Annotated in this window: 20 protein-coding genes and 1 tRNA gene; 13 read left to right on the forward strand and 8 right to left on the reverse strand. The window is 60.4% G+C overall.

Features of this window, described 5'->3' with window-relative positions; translation table 11 throughout:
- Positions 1 to 16: 16 nt before the first annotated feature.
- The gene (locus EOA13_RS08445; protein ID WP_127268088.1) at positions 17 to 184 is read right to left on the reverse strand and encodes a hypothetical protein; all 168 of its coding nucleotides are present in this window, start codon (positions 182 to 184) and stop codon (positions 17 to 19) included.
- Between the two features lie 156 nt (positions 185 to 340).
- Here EOA13_RS08445 and EOA13_RS08450 point away from each other — a divergent pair.
- Positions 341 to 416: transfer RNA gene (locus EOA13_RS08450), tRNA-Thr, on the forward strand.
- 126 nt (positions 417 to 542) lie between these two features.
- Here the strand turns inward: EOA13_RS08450 and EOA13_RS08455 are convergent.
- A complete protein-coding gene (locus tag EOA13_RS08455; protein ID WP_348629749.1) occupies positions 543 to 1100 on the reverse strand; it encodes a response regulator in 558 nt (185 codons plus the stop codon).
- A gap of 23 nt (positions 1101 to 1123) precedes the next feature.
- Between EOA13_RS08455 and EOA13_RS08460 the strand changes: the two genes are divergently transcribed.
- The 3 genes from EOA13_RS08460 (at position 1124) to EOA13_RS08470 (ending at position 2545) form a co-directional block, all read left to right on the forward strand.
- Positions 1124 to 1402, forward strand: coding sequence for a hypothetical protein (locus tag EOA13_RS08460; RefSeq protein WP_127291329.1), 279 nt, complete (start codon positions 1124 to 1126; stop codon positions 1400 to 1402).
- A gap of 168 nt (positions 1403 to 1570) precedes the next feature.
- A complete protein-coding gene (locus EOA13_RS08465; protein ID WP_127291332.1) occupies positions 1571 to 2296 on the forward strand; it encodes a Crp/Fnr family transcriptional regulator in 726 nt (241 codons plus the stop codon).
- 9 nt (positions 2297 to 2305) lie between these two features.
- Positions 2306 to 2545, forward strand: coding sequence for a hypothetical protein (locus EOA13_RS08470; RefSeq protein ID WP_127291335.1), 240 nt, complete (start codon positions 2306 to 2308; stop codon positions 2543 to 2545).
- 227 nt (positions 2546 to 2772) lie between these two features.
- Here the strand turns inward: EOA13_RS08470 and EOA13_RS08475 are convergent, their stop codons facing one another.
- Positions 2773 to 3012, reverse strand: coding sequence for a hypothetical protein (locus EOA13_RS08475; RefSeq protein WP_127291337.1), 240 nt, complete (start codon positions 3010 to 3012; stop codon positions 2773 to 2775).
- A gap of 552 nt (positions 3013 to 3564) precedes the next feature.
- Here EOA13_RS08475 and EOA13_RS08480 point away from each other — a divergent pair.
- Positions 3565 to 3987, forward strand: coding sequence for a DUF983 domain-containing protein (locus EOA13_RS08480; RefSeq protein WP_127291340.1), 423 nt, complete (start codon positions 3565 to 3567; stop codon positions 3985 to 3987).
- A gap of 32 nt (positions 3988 to 4019) precedes the next feature.
- Here EOA13_RS08480 and EOA13_RS08485 read toward each other — a convergent pair whose 3' ends face one another.
- Positions 4020 to 4172: a DUF1515 family protein gene (locus EOA13_RS08485; RefSeq protein ID WP_281040867.1), complete on the reverse strand. Its 153-nt coding sequence runs from the start codon at positions 4170 to 4172 to the stop codon at positions 4020 to 4022.
- A gap of 216 nt (positions 4173 to 4388) precedes the next feature.
- On the opposite strand from EOA13_RS08485, the gene EOA13_RS08490 reads away from it, so the two are divergent.
- Positions 4389 to 4772, forward strand: coding sequence for a hypothetical protein (locus tag EOA13_RS08490; RefSeq protein ID WP_127291343.1), 384 nt, complete (start codon positions 4389 to 4391; stop codon positions 4770 to 4772).
- A 355-nt stretch (positions 4773 to 5127) separates the two neighbouring features.
- Positions 5128 to 5304 carry a hypothetical protein gene (locus tag EOA13_RS08495; protein WP_348629752.1) on the forward strand — a complete coding sequence of 59 codons (177 nt, stop codon included), beginning with the start codon at positions 5128 to 5130 and terminating at the stop codon, positions 5302 to 5304.
- Between the two features lie 222 nt (positions 5305 to 5526).
- On the opposite strand, the gene EOA13_RS08500 is transcribed toward EOA13_RS08495, so the two are convergent.
- Positions 5527 to 5754: a hypothetical protein gene (locus EOA13_RS08500; RefSeq protein ID WP_127291346.1), complete on the reverse strand. Its 228-nt coding sequence runs from the start codon at positions 5752 to 5754 to the stop codon at positions 5527 to 5529.
- An 860-nt stretch (positions 5755 to 6614) separates the two neighbouring features.
- Here EOA13_RS08500 and EOA13_RS08510 point away from each other — a divergent pair.
- Complete coding sequence (locus tag EOA13_RS08510) at positions 6615 to 6914, forward strand: DUF1236 domain-containing protein (RefSeq protein ID WP_013531386.1); 300 nt, start codon at positions 6615 to 6617, stop codon at positions 6912 to 6914.
- 450 nt (positions 6915 to 7364) lie between these two features.
- Here the strand turns inward: EOA13_RS08510 and EOA13_RS08525 are convergent, their stop codons facing one another.
- Together EOA13_RS08525 and EOA13_RS08530 are read right to left on the reverse strand one after the other, a co-directional pair.
- Positions 7365 to 7934 carry a DUF2569 family protein gene (locus tag EOA13_RS08525; RefSeq protein WP_127291351.1) on the reverse strand — a complete coding sequence of 190 codons (570 nt, stop codon included), beginning with the start codon at positions 7932 to 7934 and terminating at the stop codon, positions 7365 to 7367.
- 126 nt (positions 7935 to 8060) lie between these two features.
- Positions 8061 to 8675 (reverse strand): TetR/AcrR family transcriptional regulator, encoded by a 615-nt coding sequence (locus tag EOA13_RS08530; RefSeq protein WP_127291354.1) that lies wholly within the window; start codon positions 8673 to 8675, stop codon positions 8061 to 8063.
- 91 nt (positions 8676 to 8766) lie between these two features.
- Between EOA13_RS08530 and EOA13_RS08535 the strand changes: the two genes are divergently transcribed.
- From EOA13_RS08535 to EOA13_RS08555, 5 genes are read left to right on the forward strand one after another with little or no spacing between them, the layout of a single operon-like run.
- A complete protein-coding gene (locus tag EOA13_RS08535) occupies positions 8767 to 9846 on the forward strand; it encodes a spermidine/putrescine ABC transporter substrate-binding protein (protein ID WP_127291357.1) in 1080 nt (359 codons plus the stop codon).
- Positions 9847 to 9859: 13 nt separating this feature from the next.
- Positions 9860 to 10747, forward strand: coding sequence for an ABC transporter permease (locus EOA13_RS08540; protein ID WP_127291359.1), 888 nt, complete (start codon positions 9860 to 9862; stop codon positions 10745 to 10747).
- 1 nt (position 10748) lies between these two features.
- Entirely contained in the window at positions 10749 to 11531 is a 783-nt protein-coding gene (locus EOA13_RS08545) for an ABC transporter permease (protein ID WP_127291362.1), read from the forward strand.
- A complete protein-coding gene (locus tag EOA13_RS08550; RefSeq protein ID WP_127291364.1) occupies positions 11528 to 12592 on the forward strand; it encodes an ABC transporter ATP-binding protein in 1065 nt (354 codons plus the stop codon). The genes EOA13_RS08545 and EOA13_RS08550 overlap by 4 nt, the downstream gene beginning before the upstream one ends.
- Before the next feature lies 1 nt (position 12593).
- Positions 12594 to 13352, forward strand: a complete 759-nt coding sequence (locus EOA13_RS08555; RefSeq protein WP_127291367.1) for an MBL fold metallo-hydrolase — start codon at positions 12594 to 12596, stop codon at positions 13350 to 13352.
- 6 nt (positions 13353 to 13358) lie between these two features.
- Here the strand turns inward: EOA13_RS08555 and EOA13_RS08560 are convergent, their stop codons facing one another.
- On the reverse strand, positions 13359 to 14060 hold the full coding sequence (locus tag EOA13_RS08560) for a TetR/AcrR family transcriptional regulator (protein WP_127260211.1): 702 nt from the start codon (positions 14058 to 14060) through the stop codon (positions 13359 to 13361).
- Positions 14061 to 14167 lie beyond the last annotated feature (107 nt).

Here is a 14167-nt window from a genome sequence, read left to right on the forward strand (position 1 = left end):
CTATTCCCCTATTTCCTCACCCCATCCCCGTGACATGGCGCAGCCAGAAGGCCAGCGCGATGAAGCCGATGATGGTGGTGACGCCGGTCCAGTCGACATTGGCCTTCTTCACATCGCTGATGATCTTCACCAGCAGCATCCAGGCCACGAAGATGATCGGGAGAATGATGACTAATCTGATCATGCGACACCTCTGCGCAAAGCGATTGCACCTTCCCTAGATGTAGGAAGCAATCTAGGGCTTTTCAGGATGCCCTGCCCCGACAGCGCATGGGACATGCCGGGAAAAAATGGAGTTTTGTCTTTACTGGCGCAACAAATATGCTAACCGGAGCGCCGTGCCCTTGTAGCTCAGCTGGTAGAGCAGCGGTTTTGTAAACCGAAGGTCGGCGGTTCGATTCCGTCCGGGGGCACCAGCACAGTGCGAATGGCAGCGCCGCGCGTCCGCGTGCAACCATTGATCGCTTTCTGCATTGTTACCCGCATAACGAGCGGAGATAGCAACAATGTGGATCTTGGCGGCTGTTTGTATTGGGTTCGCGTTAGCCTTGTCTCTGGGGTGGGCTATGGGGCTTTCGAAGTAGGTGCACATAGTGATCCGCCCACTGAAGCAGTGTTCGCCTTCCAATACGCGGACTTGCTCTAATGAGAGGGGTCGCCTCCGTTCGCTGCTGTTGGGTGTTGCTGATTGAGCAGTGTCGACAGCGCCGTAATAATCTGGGGAGGAAGAATGGCTTGACGATCATCACGCTGTCTGGGACGCCTTCAGACCCCCACAAATCCGCACTATCGCCGCTGATGTAGACCACAGGTAGGCTTGAGTTGCCTCGCCTTACATGCCTGGCTATTTCCCACCCAGATTCTCCTGAGCCGAGGCGAATGTCCGTAAGGAGGCCGGCGAACTTGCTTGGATCCTCATCAAACGCCTCCACGGCGGCTTCGGCATTCGGCACTCCTACGACGAGAAAGCCAGCTTCCTGCAAAGCTGTTTCAAGGTCGAGCAGGATCAGGGGTTCGTCTTCGACGACCAGAATAGCAATGTCGCTCATGAGGCCCCCTACGTCGGCCAAAGCAACGGCGGGACAGAACTTTAGTTCCATCTAAAGGGTAACTTGGATGTGATATGGCTTGGTATGAAACCAACCTACGCCTCGCTTTTGACCCGCCTATGAACGCCATTGACACCGTGCTGAATGACCTGGAGCTAGCACGTGCCCTGCGCGCCAGCCTTGCGCATGAGAGAACCCGAATGCGTGCGCTGCTCGACGATATTGCTCATGTTCGCATGGAAGTCAGAGACGCCGCCGCAATCCGGTCTCATGTGCGTTCTTCACCCGACGACAAAAAGTTCTTACGGTTTGAAGAGGCCAGCGCGCCGTGTCTCTTCCCGCCCGCAACATAGCAACGGAGCCATTGTACGAATCGTACCCAACGGCTGGTTTGACGTTTAAATGTAGCCTCTGATCGGTTTCAGGAGGATAAATCTCCATCGCCTGCTAACTTTTTGGGCGCAGGCGACTGAGAGATAGCTGAGATGCGGTGCTCTTGCCCCAAACTGGGAGGCGAGAGCGTGGCTCAGCTTCATCAACCGCACATCCGTAATCGGCTACTGACGTCTTTGTCGCCAGATGACTTCGCGCTCATCGCGCCGCATCTCGAACCGGTCACGTTGGGGGTCCGCGAACACTTGTTCAAAGCGGAGCAGCAGATCACGCATGTAACCTTCCCGGAACGAGGGATTGCCTCGATTGTCGCCGACACCGAGGAAGGACGGTTTGAGGTAGGCATGGTCGGATCAGAGGGCCTCGCGGGAATTTCTGTCGTGCTCGGCGTCGACCGCACGCCTCACACCTGCATGGTTCAGGCTGCGGGTGAAGCATTTCGTATTGGGGCGGCCGAGTTGCAGGCGGCGATGGACCACAGCCCCACGCTGCGCGAGCTTCTTCTTCGCTTCGTGCATACCTTCATCGTGCAAGTCAGTCAGACCGCGTATGCCAATGCTGGCTACTCCATCGAGGAGCGGCTGGCGCGCTGGCTGCTTATGACCCATGATCGGCTGGAACAGGACGACATGCCTGTAACTCATGAGTTCATGAGCATCATGCTGGGCGCGCGTCGCCCCGGTGTGACCCTTGCGGTGCAGATGCTGGAGGGCGTCGGTGCGATCAAGAACACGCGTGGTCAGATCCTGCTGAAGGATCGCGCCAAGCTGGAATCGATCGCAGGACAGGCCTATGGTTATGCCGAGAGGGAATACTCGAACGTGTTCCAGTTCCCCATCAAGCGAGAGCAATGAGAGGGGCACTTGCGCTACTTCATGAACGTGCGCTGCCGGGGAAGGCTAATCCCCGACCACGAGGGCGACGAACTGGCCGATGACAGCGCCGTGCACGGCCATGCATTGGCGAACGCGCGTGATCTCGTTTTCAACACTCGCATGGACACGATGCGCAGTTGGTTCGACTGCAGCTTCGAAGTCACGGACGAGAGCGGCAGAACGGTGCTCGTGATGCCGTTCAGCGAGGTGGTTGAGGATCGGTTCTGAACTGCCACCCGCTGCCCCATTCACGGCAGCAGCGGGCGTGTCCAAGGAGGACGTGCCGGGAGGGCGGTCCCTGCCAAGCCATAACCATTAGCATTACCTGATGTTCCATCAAGTAGGCCCGGACCACTTGGGTGAGTACCGATGCGGGTCCGACCAAGGTTGCCCTTTCTTCGACCAGCAGCGCGGGGCGCGCTGCCGCTAAGAACCCCTAAATCATCGGGCAGCCCTCATGTCCCTTCATTGGTAAGCGGTCTCGGCCGCACAATGTTCAAATCAAACTTGGTTGGCAGGTCGGGTCCCGTATTGTGAATGGCGGTGGTCGTCATTCGATGGACGGGCGGGATGATTACCATCCGGACGTTTCGTTCAGGCCAGAGCGGCTTTCCGAAGATCAGGAACGCGACTGCTATCAGGACGGCGACCAACCCCGCTGCAAATGCGTTCGCAATGATCTGGCCAAGCTGCATGCGCTCTCCGTGAATGATTACCCGCCACGCCAAGCGAGCCGTGGCGGGTAATCAACGAACCGGCGATGAAGGGACGATGATCGACGGCCACGTTCCCAATGTCGAAAAGGCTGTGTTGTTTCAGGGGTCAGACCTTTGCGCCTCGGCATCGGGCTTTAGTCGGACCCAAACAAGGCCTTCGCGGTTGCGTCATTGGCAGAGGGTTGGCGTAGCAGCGTCAACGCGAAGGGCCGTCACTGATCAGCAATGACGAGCCCAGCCTCGAGACCACTTGGCGGGGGGCTAAGCCAAGCTAGCAACCAAACTTCATTTTCAGAACCAGGTTCCCTTGACCTGCAAAAATCGGAGTTTCAGTGGGGCCGCCCCCACTTCCGGGCAGAGGCGGACCGGCCGAGGCTTGGGTGCCTCGACCGGCTGCGGGCACGCTGCCGCTTTTTCCAACCCGCATTGGCAGCTCGTCGAGCTCCCGCCTCCTGTCCTGGATGACATCGCGCTAAGGGCGCCCATCCACAGCGGACCGGAACTATTGCCGAGTCCGCCGCGTTGCCGGTCATGACTGACTACAACGAAACCACAAACCCGATCCTGACCGGTTTCAAGGGCCAGTGCCCACGATGTCAGCAGGGACACCTGTTCGCAGGTTACCTGAAGCTTGCTCCACGTTGTGATGTCTGCGGGCTCGATTTTTCCTTTGCCGACCCGGCTGATGGGCCTGCATTTTTCTCAATGTCGATAGTTGCATTCCCGGCCCTTGCCTTTGCTCTTTGGCTTCAGTTGCGGTTCGAGCCACCTTTCTGGATACACATTCTCACAAGCCTGCCCCTGACCATCGGGGCATGCATATTGTTGCTTCGACCGCTTAAAGGCTGGCTCGTGTGCTCTCAATATTTCCACAAGGCAGCAGAAGGTTCGATTGACCGAGATTGGCATGCCGCTGAGGCCGACCGCCAAAGGTTGGAGCCGCACGGCAAATAGATGAGGCATTGGCCCCTGCCGCGTGATATCAATCACTCGCCCCGCAGCACGCGCCAGATATCGGCCCAATAGGCTGTGACATGCGAGGCCGGCGCCGCCGCAGCCATGCCAGTGACGCCCAAGGCCCCCAGGCCCATCAACTTCCAACGGGTGACCTCGGCAGTTACAGGCTTCACGCCCGTAATATCCCGTTGAGCTTGGTAAAGCGGATATCATGAGCGAGCGCGAATGCACGTCTTGCTTGAACAGCTTGCTCACGTCCGAATGCTCGTTAGAGACGCCGCCGCCGCGATCCGCGCCCATCTGCGCCCGGCCCTTGCGTATCAAACCGTACGTTGAATCCTTCTTGGGTCACGCGTGAGAAGAGAGTAAATAAATCCTTGCGAGGAAGGGAGGCCGCGATGGTTGAAACGCATATGGAAGTCGCACGTGCGGCTATAGAAACCAGCTTTCGGTTGCGGCACCATTCCCTGGCCGGAACTGCCTCATTTCGCCGTGATATGGATCACTCCCGGCGCGCAATCGAGGCCTCGCGCGAACTGCTCAAGCGCCTCCGCCAACGTCACCGCGATGACATGGCCCGAGGTTGGGAAGATCCGGACCCGACTCCTGCTTCCGTCTCCGCCTTCGATGCTGATATTCTTCGCTCTGCATTTCGAGCCCTGGTCAGGGATATGAGCGTGCCTGAATGTCAATGGCGCGATTTGGCTGAGAGCCTGGTCCGCGAATATGTCGGGTGCGAGCAGATCGATGTTGGCTTGTTGGATTGGATCACCCACAAGTAGTCACCAACGCAAAACAGCCCGTCCCGCCCACATTGCCGGTGACACGAAACGGGCTGCAGAAGCCGGCATGCGGTGCTTCCTGCAATCCAACTTTGTGCGCGCACGGTTGTTCCGTCAGCTTCTGCTGAAAAGCGGGTACATTCTGCTGCCGTGGCCATTCGACAGTCGCTGGTAGAGTAGACCCGCCGCTCCATTTGCGAAGCGACGGGCTCTCGCCCACCCCATACCTGTCAGAGCAATTTAGATGCCAAACTTTTTGACCCGTTATGGGGCAGCGTTTGGCGCGATGGTTCTAATGTGTGACGATCGGGTCCACGGCGAACGCCTTGCGGTCACCCATGAGTTTCTCGCCGTCATGCTTGGAGCAAGACGGCCAGGGGTTACAGTTGGGCTGCAAGTGCTGGAAGGACGTGGTCTCATCTATTCTCGACGTGGCGAAGTGCATATCAGGGACCGTAGCGGCCTTGCGGGCCGCGCAAATGGCACCTACGGCAAGCCAGAAGCCGATTACGTTCGGCTATTTGGATTATAGCGCCCCCTAAGCATGCCGGACGTAGACCACTACAATAGAGTGCTTCCAGACACCTGCGCCCCGCGCCAGCAAAACAGCCCGTCCCCCCAATTGCCGATGACACGAAACGGGCTGCGGGAGCCGCGATGCGATGCTTCCTGAAATCCAACTTTGGACGCGCACGGATGTTGCGTTAGCTTCTGCTGAAATGACGGGGTGCCGCGATACCGAAACAGTCGTCGCTCATATCCCGTGGGTCAGTACAAGGTAAATCGCCGGGACTAACATCAACCAGCCGCCCATTCCAAGAACCACCAAAATGGCCATGCGCTCTGTTCGCCTGACAAGGTCGGCGATGTTTTCCTCTTCCGGCAAGGAGACGGCGTCCACAAACCAGGGCGCATGATCATCGTTGTCATTCCCCGGTTGGTTTGCGCTGCCACTCTCATTCGATCTTTGGAGCAATGTCATTGTTATCGTTCACCAAAAAGAATCTAACCGGCCCGCTCTCGGCGCGTGAGCCGGAACGGGCCAAGGCGGAAAACTAGTTAAAATCGAAGGACGACCGAAGGACCACGTCGGCGATAGCACCGGACGCGACGGCGGCCATGCCGCCAGTAACTGCGGCAGACCCGTCTCCAGCCCCGCCGGCGGCGGTGGGGACGGTGGTGCCAGTCCCGATGGTAGACTTGCTGCACTTCTGCCTGTGCATCTTCGTCAAAGGCCTCTGTTTGTGGCGTCTCAAGTTCATCGAGGATGCCGCGCCCGGCTCCTGGAACACCCGCCATTGCGTCAGTTGGCCGGACAGCGCTTGCAAGGGCCGCTGCCCCGGCAACACCAAACATTGCAGTCAAGAAGGATCGCCGATCCATAATAAACCTCCCAAGGTGCATGAGCTAAGAAGGCGCCTAGGCTGCCGAATGAGCAGGCTCAGCGCATGGTGAAATACAGGACCCGCAGCCGCCGAAGCGGCTCACGGGTCCTATCAGCGCAGGAAGGGACGTAGCTGCGCCGATCCACGCCATATCAGCCAAGGACTATTCCCATCACCAGGAAGGTGATGGCTGTTGCGAAAATCGGTGCGAGCAACCATCGCGCCTGGCCGACACTTTTTTCCACTGTCTCTCTCCGAATTTTGAGAGACAACAACCTTTAGGCCTAAGCCGTTCCGCCTACTCCCAACGGGTAAGACCATTGCGTTTTCCAATCAGACTTTGGTCTTGCGCGGATTCAGACAGAAGCCCGTATCAGGAACGTTTGGCCTGGCGACGTGTTCGGTGGCTGGCGCGCAGCCGATCGTGCTGCCGCTAGGTTACAAGAGGAGAAAAACAATGAGGATGCACCTAAGCAGCGCCGCTGCGGCGCTGTTGCTGTTGGCCAGCGTCGGCGCGGTTGCGGCACAGGATGTGGTTATCACACCGGAACAGGACACCGTCGTGCGCGAATACGTGAAGAAGCAACCCTTGGCTTCTGTGAAGCTTCCAGGGGTGGAGTTGAATGTCGGCACGGCTCTGCCAGACACGGTCGAACTCCACGAGGTTCCCAACGTCAAATACCGCTATACTGTGGTCGACAACCGAACGGTTTTGGTGGACCCGAGCACACGCAAGATTGTGAAAGTCTACGACTGAACCATCGAACCGACACGCCCGCCGGCAGGGATGGCGGCGGGTTGAGCTCGTCAAATCGCCCCTGAATCGGACAAATAAAATGATGAGCCCTGAAGTCGAGACGTTGCAAGCCCTTGTGGCGCGCCTGGCTGATCTTCAGGCGAGAGCGCGGGCAGCACGTATAAACGAGGCCGAAATAAAGACCTCCCAAAAGCTCGCAGCCGTCACGGAGGACGGTTGCGGTCGGCCGGCTCGGGATCTGGCCGCTCAAGGTTCGACGACGACATAGTGGTGCGCGAGGTCACACCCCAATCGCCGCCATCAGAATCCGGTTCTGCCTCCGGATCGCCGCGCGTAGCTCCGGTATCTTCGTTGCGTCGTCCTTCACGAACTCGATGACATCATGTTCATGTTGTTGGAGATCAGTTCGCCTAGCCCGTGATGCTCCGAATATTCCAAGTTTGCTGTATTCTACGAGGCGCTCGCGACCTGGGTGGATGCCCCAACCCTGGTGAACGTGTTTCTTACCCTGACCGACTTGTGGACGTAAGCAGCCCAGATACCGGTTCCCACAAACGAGGCTATGGGGGCCACCAGCGCATCGCCTGCGAGCACCAGGCTCACCGGAACGCCCAGAACTGACGCAACCCAGATCGTGTCCAGGATGAAAACGACAGGGATCGCCAGCCACTGGAGCAGAAACAATTGCGGAAAGCGGTGGCTTCGCCGCAGCATCGAAACGAGCACAACCAGCTGAAGCGCCAGAAATGCCAGATTGAGAGCAAGTTCGCCATACACCGCCAGAGGGCCATTCGGGAGCGTCATGAGTTGCTGGTAGCCGTCGGCCGAATTGGCGAAGTCGGCAAGCGTGCGCAATGGCGACAAGGTCTGGCCGATCGCCAGCAGCATCAGCCAGCCGCCGATGCCTACAAGAGCCGCAGGATTCTGTGACGGCTTCGTGGCTGATCGAACAGCAAAGAAAACAGGCACGCCGATCAACAGCAGCACGATCGCCCAATGCCAGATGGAAAACGCCGCCATTTACCCCTCCCCCTATTAATGCCCCTCTAAGTTGTATCAGATTTCAAATTCAACTCAAGAGGCGAGCCTTCGTGTGAAATGGCAACTTGCCGAGCGGACGATTTCTCCTGTCTGCTCCTGACTCCCTCAAACCCCAATCGCCGCCACCAATATCCTATTCTGCCTCCGGATCGCCGCGCGCAGCTCCGGTATCTTGGCCGCGTCGCGCTTCACGAATTCGATGAACATCATGTTCATATTGTTGAAGATCAGTTCGCCGAGCGCCGCTCCGTCTATGTCCTGCCGCACAAGGCCGAGCGCTTGCAGGCGGACGATCAGGGCGCGGATCTGTCCGGTTAGAGCCCGGTCGAGCGCAGAGTAAGCCTGGCCGAACGGGCTGTCGGGCAGTTGCGTCGAGATCGCCATCGCCTGCCGCCACATCTCCTTGCTGAGGTAGTGCAGCGAGTGCTCGATATAGATGCCGATCAGCGTGTCCAGCGCATCGCCGACATTGGCCGGCGGCCTGGCGACGACGCCCTGCCCGGCATTGAGCACCTCGTTAATCTCCAGCGAGACGATGGCGCCGAGGATGTCGCCCTTGTTTTCATAGTAATTGTAGATGGTGCCGACCGAGACCTCGGCCTGGGCGGCGATCGCCTCGATCTTGGCGCCTTCATAGCCGGCCTCGCGAAACAATTCCGCGGCCGCCTCGATGATGCGTCGGTGCCGGTCTGCCTTTTGCCTTGCCCGCAATCCGCTCATGTCAGCCTCTTGCCATAAAAACAGAATTGACTCAATTTTAGAATTGGTTCAATTTTTTGCAAGAAGCCACAAAGGCAAGGGAGAACACTCGATGTCACACACAGCTAGCAATCCTCTTTCTATCCTGAAGACCCGTTTGCGCACAGCTGCCGCAGCCGCGGCGCTGCTGCTTTCGACGGGCGCGCAGGCCGCCGATCTCAACGCGCTGATCTGGTGCGATCATGCCGATCCGGCCTTGCTGCAGCCGTTCGAGGAGGCCAATGGCGTCAAGGTCAACGTCAAGGAGTTCGAGGGCACCGGCGCTGGCCTGGCCATCGTCGAACAGTCTCAGCCCGGCGACTGGGACGTGATGGTGATCGACAGCATCGACGTGCCGCGCGGCGTCGAGAAGGGCCTGTTCGAGCCATTGCCGGAAGACAAACTGCCGCTGGCCGATCTGTTTCCGCAGGTGAAGATGGACGGCTCCACCGTCGTCGGCGGCAAACGCTACGGCATCACCGAAAAGTTCGGCTACAACACGATCGGCTACAACAAGACCAAGGTCGACCCCGCCGACATGCAGTCGATGGCGGCACTCACCGGCGACAAGTACAAGGGCAAGGTCGCCATCTACGACTACTATCTGCCGGTCATCGGCATGGCCGCACTCGCCATCGGCAAGAAGACGGCCGAGCTCACCGAAGCCGACCTGCCCGCCCTCAAGGACGAGCTTCTCAAGATGAAAGCGAACGCCAAGCTGGTCGGCGAAGTGACCGCCAGCCAGACGGCGCTGGCGACCGGCGAGGTCGACATACTGGTCGGCGGCGGCGAATGGGTGACGGCGGGACTGGCCAAGGAAAACCCGGCGCTCGACTTCTCCATCCCCAAGGAGGGTGCGGTGCTGTGGTCGCAGTCGCTGGCCATGTTCAAGGATTCCAAGAACAAGGACATGGCGCTGAAGTTCATCCAGTACATTATGGGCCCGGAGGGCCAGGCGCGCCTTGCCACCTCCTCCTGCTACTGGGGCATGCCGGCCAACACCAAGGCAGCGCTGACCGACGACCAGAAGAAGATTTTGCGCTTCGACGAACAGCCGGGCTTCCTTGCCCGCGCCCAGGCCTATCCGGCGCCGAATGCCGATCTCGACAAGAAGATGCAGGACATGTGGACCGAAATGCTGCAGGCAAAATGAGCAGATCCCGCTCATGAGCACGTCGGCCAAGGAGGGAAACGCCCTACCCCGGGCGAGTTCTGCTCTGCCCCGGGCGGGCCATGCCCTGCCCTGGGCGCTGGTCACGCCGGCGCTCGGCTGGACGTTGCTGTTCTTCGTGCTGCCCTTCATCGCCATGGGGTTTTCCAGCCTGACGGCGCATGAGGGCGGCGGCTTCACGCTGTCCAATTACAGCCAGTTCTTCACCAACCCGTCCTACTGGCGGGCGATGGTGAACTCGCTGCAGGTGACCGTAATCGTCACGGTGATTTCGGTGCTGCTCGCCTACCCCTTTGCCTGGATCCTCGCCGAACAGGTGCCGGAGCGCTGGCAGCGGCTGGCGCTGATGCTGGCGGTGCTACCGTTCTGGACCTCCTATGTCGTGCGATCCTACTCCTGGCTGCTGGTGCTGGCGCAGAACGGCGTCGTCAACCGGGCGCTGACCGGCTCTGGCCTGATCAGCGAGCCGCTGCAACTCGCCAACACGCGTTTCGCCACCGTCACCGGCTTCGTGCACTTCTTCGTCATGCTGTTGACGCTGACCATCTTTGCCAACCTCAAGCAGCTCAGTCCGAGCTATCGCAAAGCCGCCGCCGATCTCGGCGCCGGGCCGGTGCGCACCTTTCTGCATGTCGTGCTGCCGCTGACCTTACCAGGCATCATGGTCGGCGCCTTCCTCACCTTCGTGCTGTGCATCGGCGACTACATCACGCCGCAGATCCTGGGCGGCAACAACGAGCTGCTGATGCCGCAGTTGGTGATGATGCAGATCGGCCGGCGCGGCGACTTTCCGCTGGCCTCGGCGCTGTCGATCATCCTGATGGCGGTGGTCACCATCGCCTACCTCGCCTGCGCCCGCTGGCTGAAGATCGAGCGGGCCTGAGATGCGCAGGATCGTCCGCATCGCCTCGTGGCTTTACGCGATCGCCGTCTACGGCTTTATCTTCCTGCCGGTGGTCGTGCTGGTGCTGTTTTCTCTGCAGGCGACGTCGTTCCCGATCCCGCCCTTCACCGGGCCATCGCTGCGCTGGTACGATGCGGTTCTTTCGGACACGCGGCTGACCTCGGCGCTGGTCAATTCGCTGCTGGTGGCGTCCATCTCCTCGCTCGCCGCCGTCACGCTCGGCTTCCTCTCCGCTTGGGGCTTTGCCCGTTTCGTCCTGCCGGGCTCCGGCCTGTTGCGCGGGCTGATCACGCTGCCGCTGACGGTCAGCTATCTCATCATCGGCATGGGGCTGCTGGTGCTGTTCAACTGGGCCGGTGTACCGAAATCCTTGCTTGCCGCCGGCATCGGCCATGTCGTGATCAACCTGCCGCTGTGCTTCGCCATCATCTACAGCCAGATGGGCGATCACCAGATCAACATCGAACGCGCCGCGCGCGACCTCGGCGCGCCGGAACGGAAGGTGCTGCTGCTGATCACCGTGCCGGTCATGGCACCTGCCATCTTCGCCAGCTTCTTCCTGTCGATGACCTTCTCCTGGGACGAGTTCGTGATCTCCTTCCTGCTCACCCGCTTCGACACCACGCTGCCGGTCGAAATCTGGAACCTCTTGCGTTCCGGCCTCAACCCGAAGACCAACGCCGTCGGCTCGCTGGTTTTCGCCGTTTCCATCGTGCTGGTCGTGCTGTTCGAATTGACATTGCTGCGCAGGAGAAAGGCATGACTGCGCCTTTGGTCGATATTCGCTCCGTCTCGCATCGCTTCGGCCAGCATACGGTGCTGAAGGACGTTTCGCTGCAGATCGAGCCCGGCAGCTACACGATCCTGCTTGGGCCCTCAGGCTCCGGCAAGACGACGCTGCTGTCCATCCTGGGCGGCTTCGTCACCCCCAGCGAAGGCAAGGTGTTCATCCGTGGCGAGGACTGCACTTCGGTACCGCCGGCCAAGCGCCCGACGACGACGGTGTTCCAGGACTATGCGCTGTTTCCGCATATGAGTGTCGGCAGCAATGTCGGCTTCGGCCTGCGCATGCAGGGTGTCGACGGCACGACGCGGGCGGCAAAGGCGCGCGAGGCGCTGGCGCTGGTCGGATTGGCCGCCGCCTTCGACAAGAAGCCGCATCAGCTCTCCGGCGGCCAGCGGCAGCGCGTGGCTCTGGCGCGGGCGCTGGTGATCGAGCCGGCGGTGCTTCTGCTCGACGAGCCGCTCGGCGCGCTCGATCTCAAATTACGCCGGCAGATGCAGGACGAGTTGAAAGCAATCCAGAAGCGCGTCGGCACCGCCTTCATCCACGTCACCCACGACCAGGAAGAAGCGATGGCGCTGGCCGACCATTGCGTGGTGATGAATGACGGGCGCATCGAGGACGAAGGTCCGCCCGAGCGCGTCTATGCACGGCCGGCGACGCGCTTTTCCGCCACCTTCATGGGCGAAAGCACGATCCTCCCCGGCACGGTCACGGAGGCGAAGGAAAGGACAAGCACCGTCGCCACGCCCGTCGGGCCGATCTCGCTGCCCGGCGCCTTGCCGGTGGGTTCCGCCGTTGCGCTGGCCATACGGCCGGAACATCTTGCCCTCGGCGCGGCCGCTGGCAGTGTAAAGCTCGGCACGGCCGAGGTGAGCGACGTCGTCTTCCAGGGCAGCTTCAAGCGCGTGCTTGCCGTCTCCGTCGAAGACCCCTCGCTTCACTTCATCGCCAGGCTGCCCGCGACAGCCACCGCCCGGCCGGGCGACACAGTTGCCGTTTCGTGCGATACCGACCAGATCATTCTGCTGACGGATTGAAATGGGCACGCTCGCAGTCATCGAGGCACCAGACTGGTACGAGACCATCCGCATGAGCGATGGCGTGACCTTGATCCACGAGCCATGGATAAAACCGTTCTTCCGCTGCAACATGTGGCATGTGCGCGGTCGCGACCGCGACCTTCTCTTCGACACCGGCCTCGGCCATTTCAGCCTCCGGCGTCACGTGCCGCTGGTGAGCGAGCGCAAGCTGATTTGCGTCGCCAGCCACACGCATTTCGACCATATCGGCTGCCACCACGAATTTCCCGACCGCTGCGTGCACGCGGCCGAGGCCGACATCCTCGCCGATCCGCGCAACGAATGGACCGCCGCCGGCACCTATGCGACCGACGAGATGTTCGATCGCATGCCGCAAGGCTGGGACACGGCGCGCTACGGCATTTTGCCCGCACCGGCCGGCCGTTTGCTCAACCATGGCGATATCGTCGATCTCGGCGACCGGGCCTTCGAGGTGATCCACACGCCCGGCCATTCGCCCGGCGGCATCGCGCTCTACGAAAACAGGACGGGCATCCTGTTATCCGGCGACATTATCTATGACGGCCCGCTGATCGACGATGTCTACCACTCGGTTGTCGAAGACTATGTCGCCACGCTGCTGCGTATGCGCGACCTCGATGTCTCGGTCGTGCATGGCGGCCATTTCCCCAGCTTCGGCAAGGTGCGCTACCGCCAGCTTGTCGACGAGTATCTGGCGCAGAAGCGGCAGGCCGGCTGCCATCTGCGGCAGCCCTGAAAGCGGCTAGCGCATCAGTTCGAAATGCCGCGGGAACGCCTGATGCAGCAGAAGCAGCATGGTCTTGCGCAGCACGTTGGTGTCACGGCTGGACGGATTGAGATGATCCCAATACCAGGCGCCATGAACCAGATAATTCAGGCTCTCCGACAGCGTGTCGATGTCGACGCCGGTATAACCGCCGCTGCGCGAAATCTCGATCAGCAGCTCGCGCGCCTCGGCGGTGTAGGCGAGATCGCTCGGAAGGCCGATCTCGTTGTAGATCTGCATGCTCTTGCGGTCGCTGGAGAACACGACAAAGACCGAAACCCATTTCGGGTGCTGGCGGGCGAAACGTTGCGCGCAATCGACCGCGCCCAGGGCCCGCTCAACCGGAGACAGGCCGGGCGCCCGCACCAACGTCACCCACAGCTCGTCATAGCGATCGCTGAGATACTGCAGGACGGCGCGAAACAGGTTCTCCTTGCTGCGAAAATGGAAGACGACCAGGGCATTGGACGAGCCGACATGTTCGGCGATGCGCTGCATGGTGACGCTTGCCAGCCCCTCCTCCGCGATGAGCTCGATGGTGGCGTCGATGATCCGCTGCACGCTGGCTTCGCCGCGCTCGCGCCGACGGTCCTTGGGCGGCGCGGCATCGTTTGCCGCACTTCCATTCTTCGCCATTGCGCCTTTGCGTTTTGCCGCCGCGGCCTTTTGTTGCGCCATCTTCGTCCAGTTCCTTTCGGACCTTCTGGCGGCGATCACCGGCGCCGCCACGGATCCGTCTATTCGAGATGTCCGGCGCCGGCTCACCACAACCGAGACCGCGGATC

This window comes from Mesorhizobium sp. M7A.F.Ca.US.011.01.1.1 (genome assembly GCF_003998295.1).
GTDB lineage: Bacteria > Pseudomonadota > Alphaproteobacteria > Rhizobiales > Rhizobiaceae > Mesorhizobium.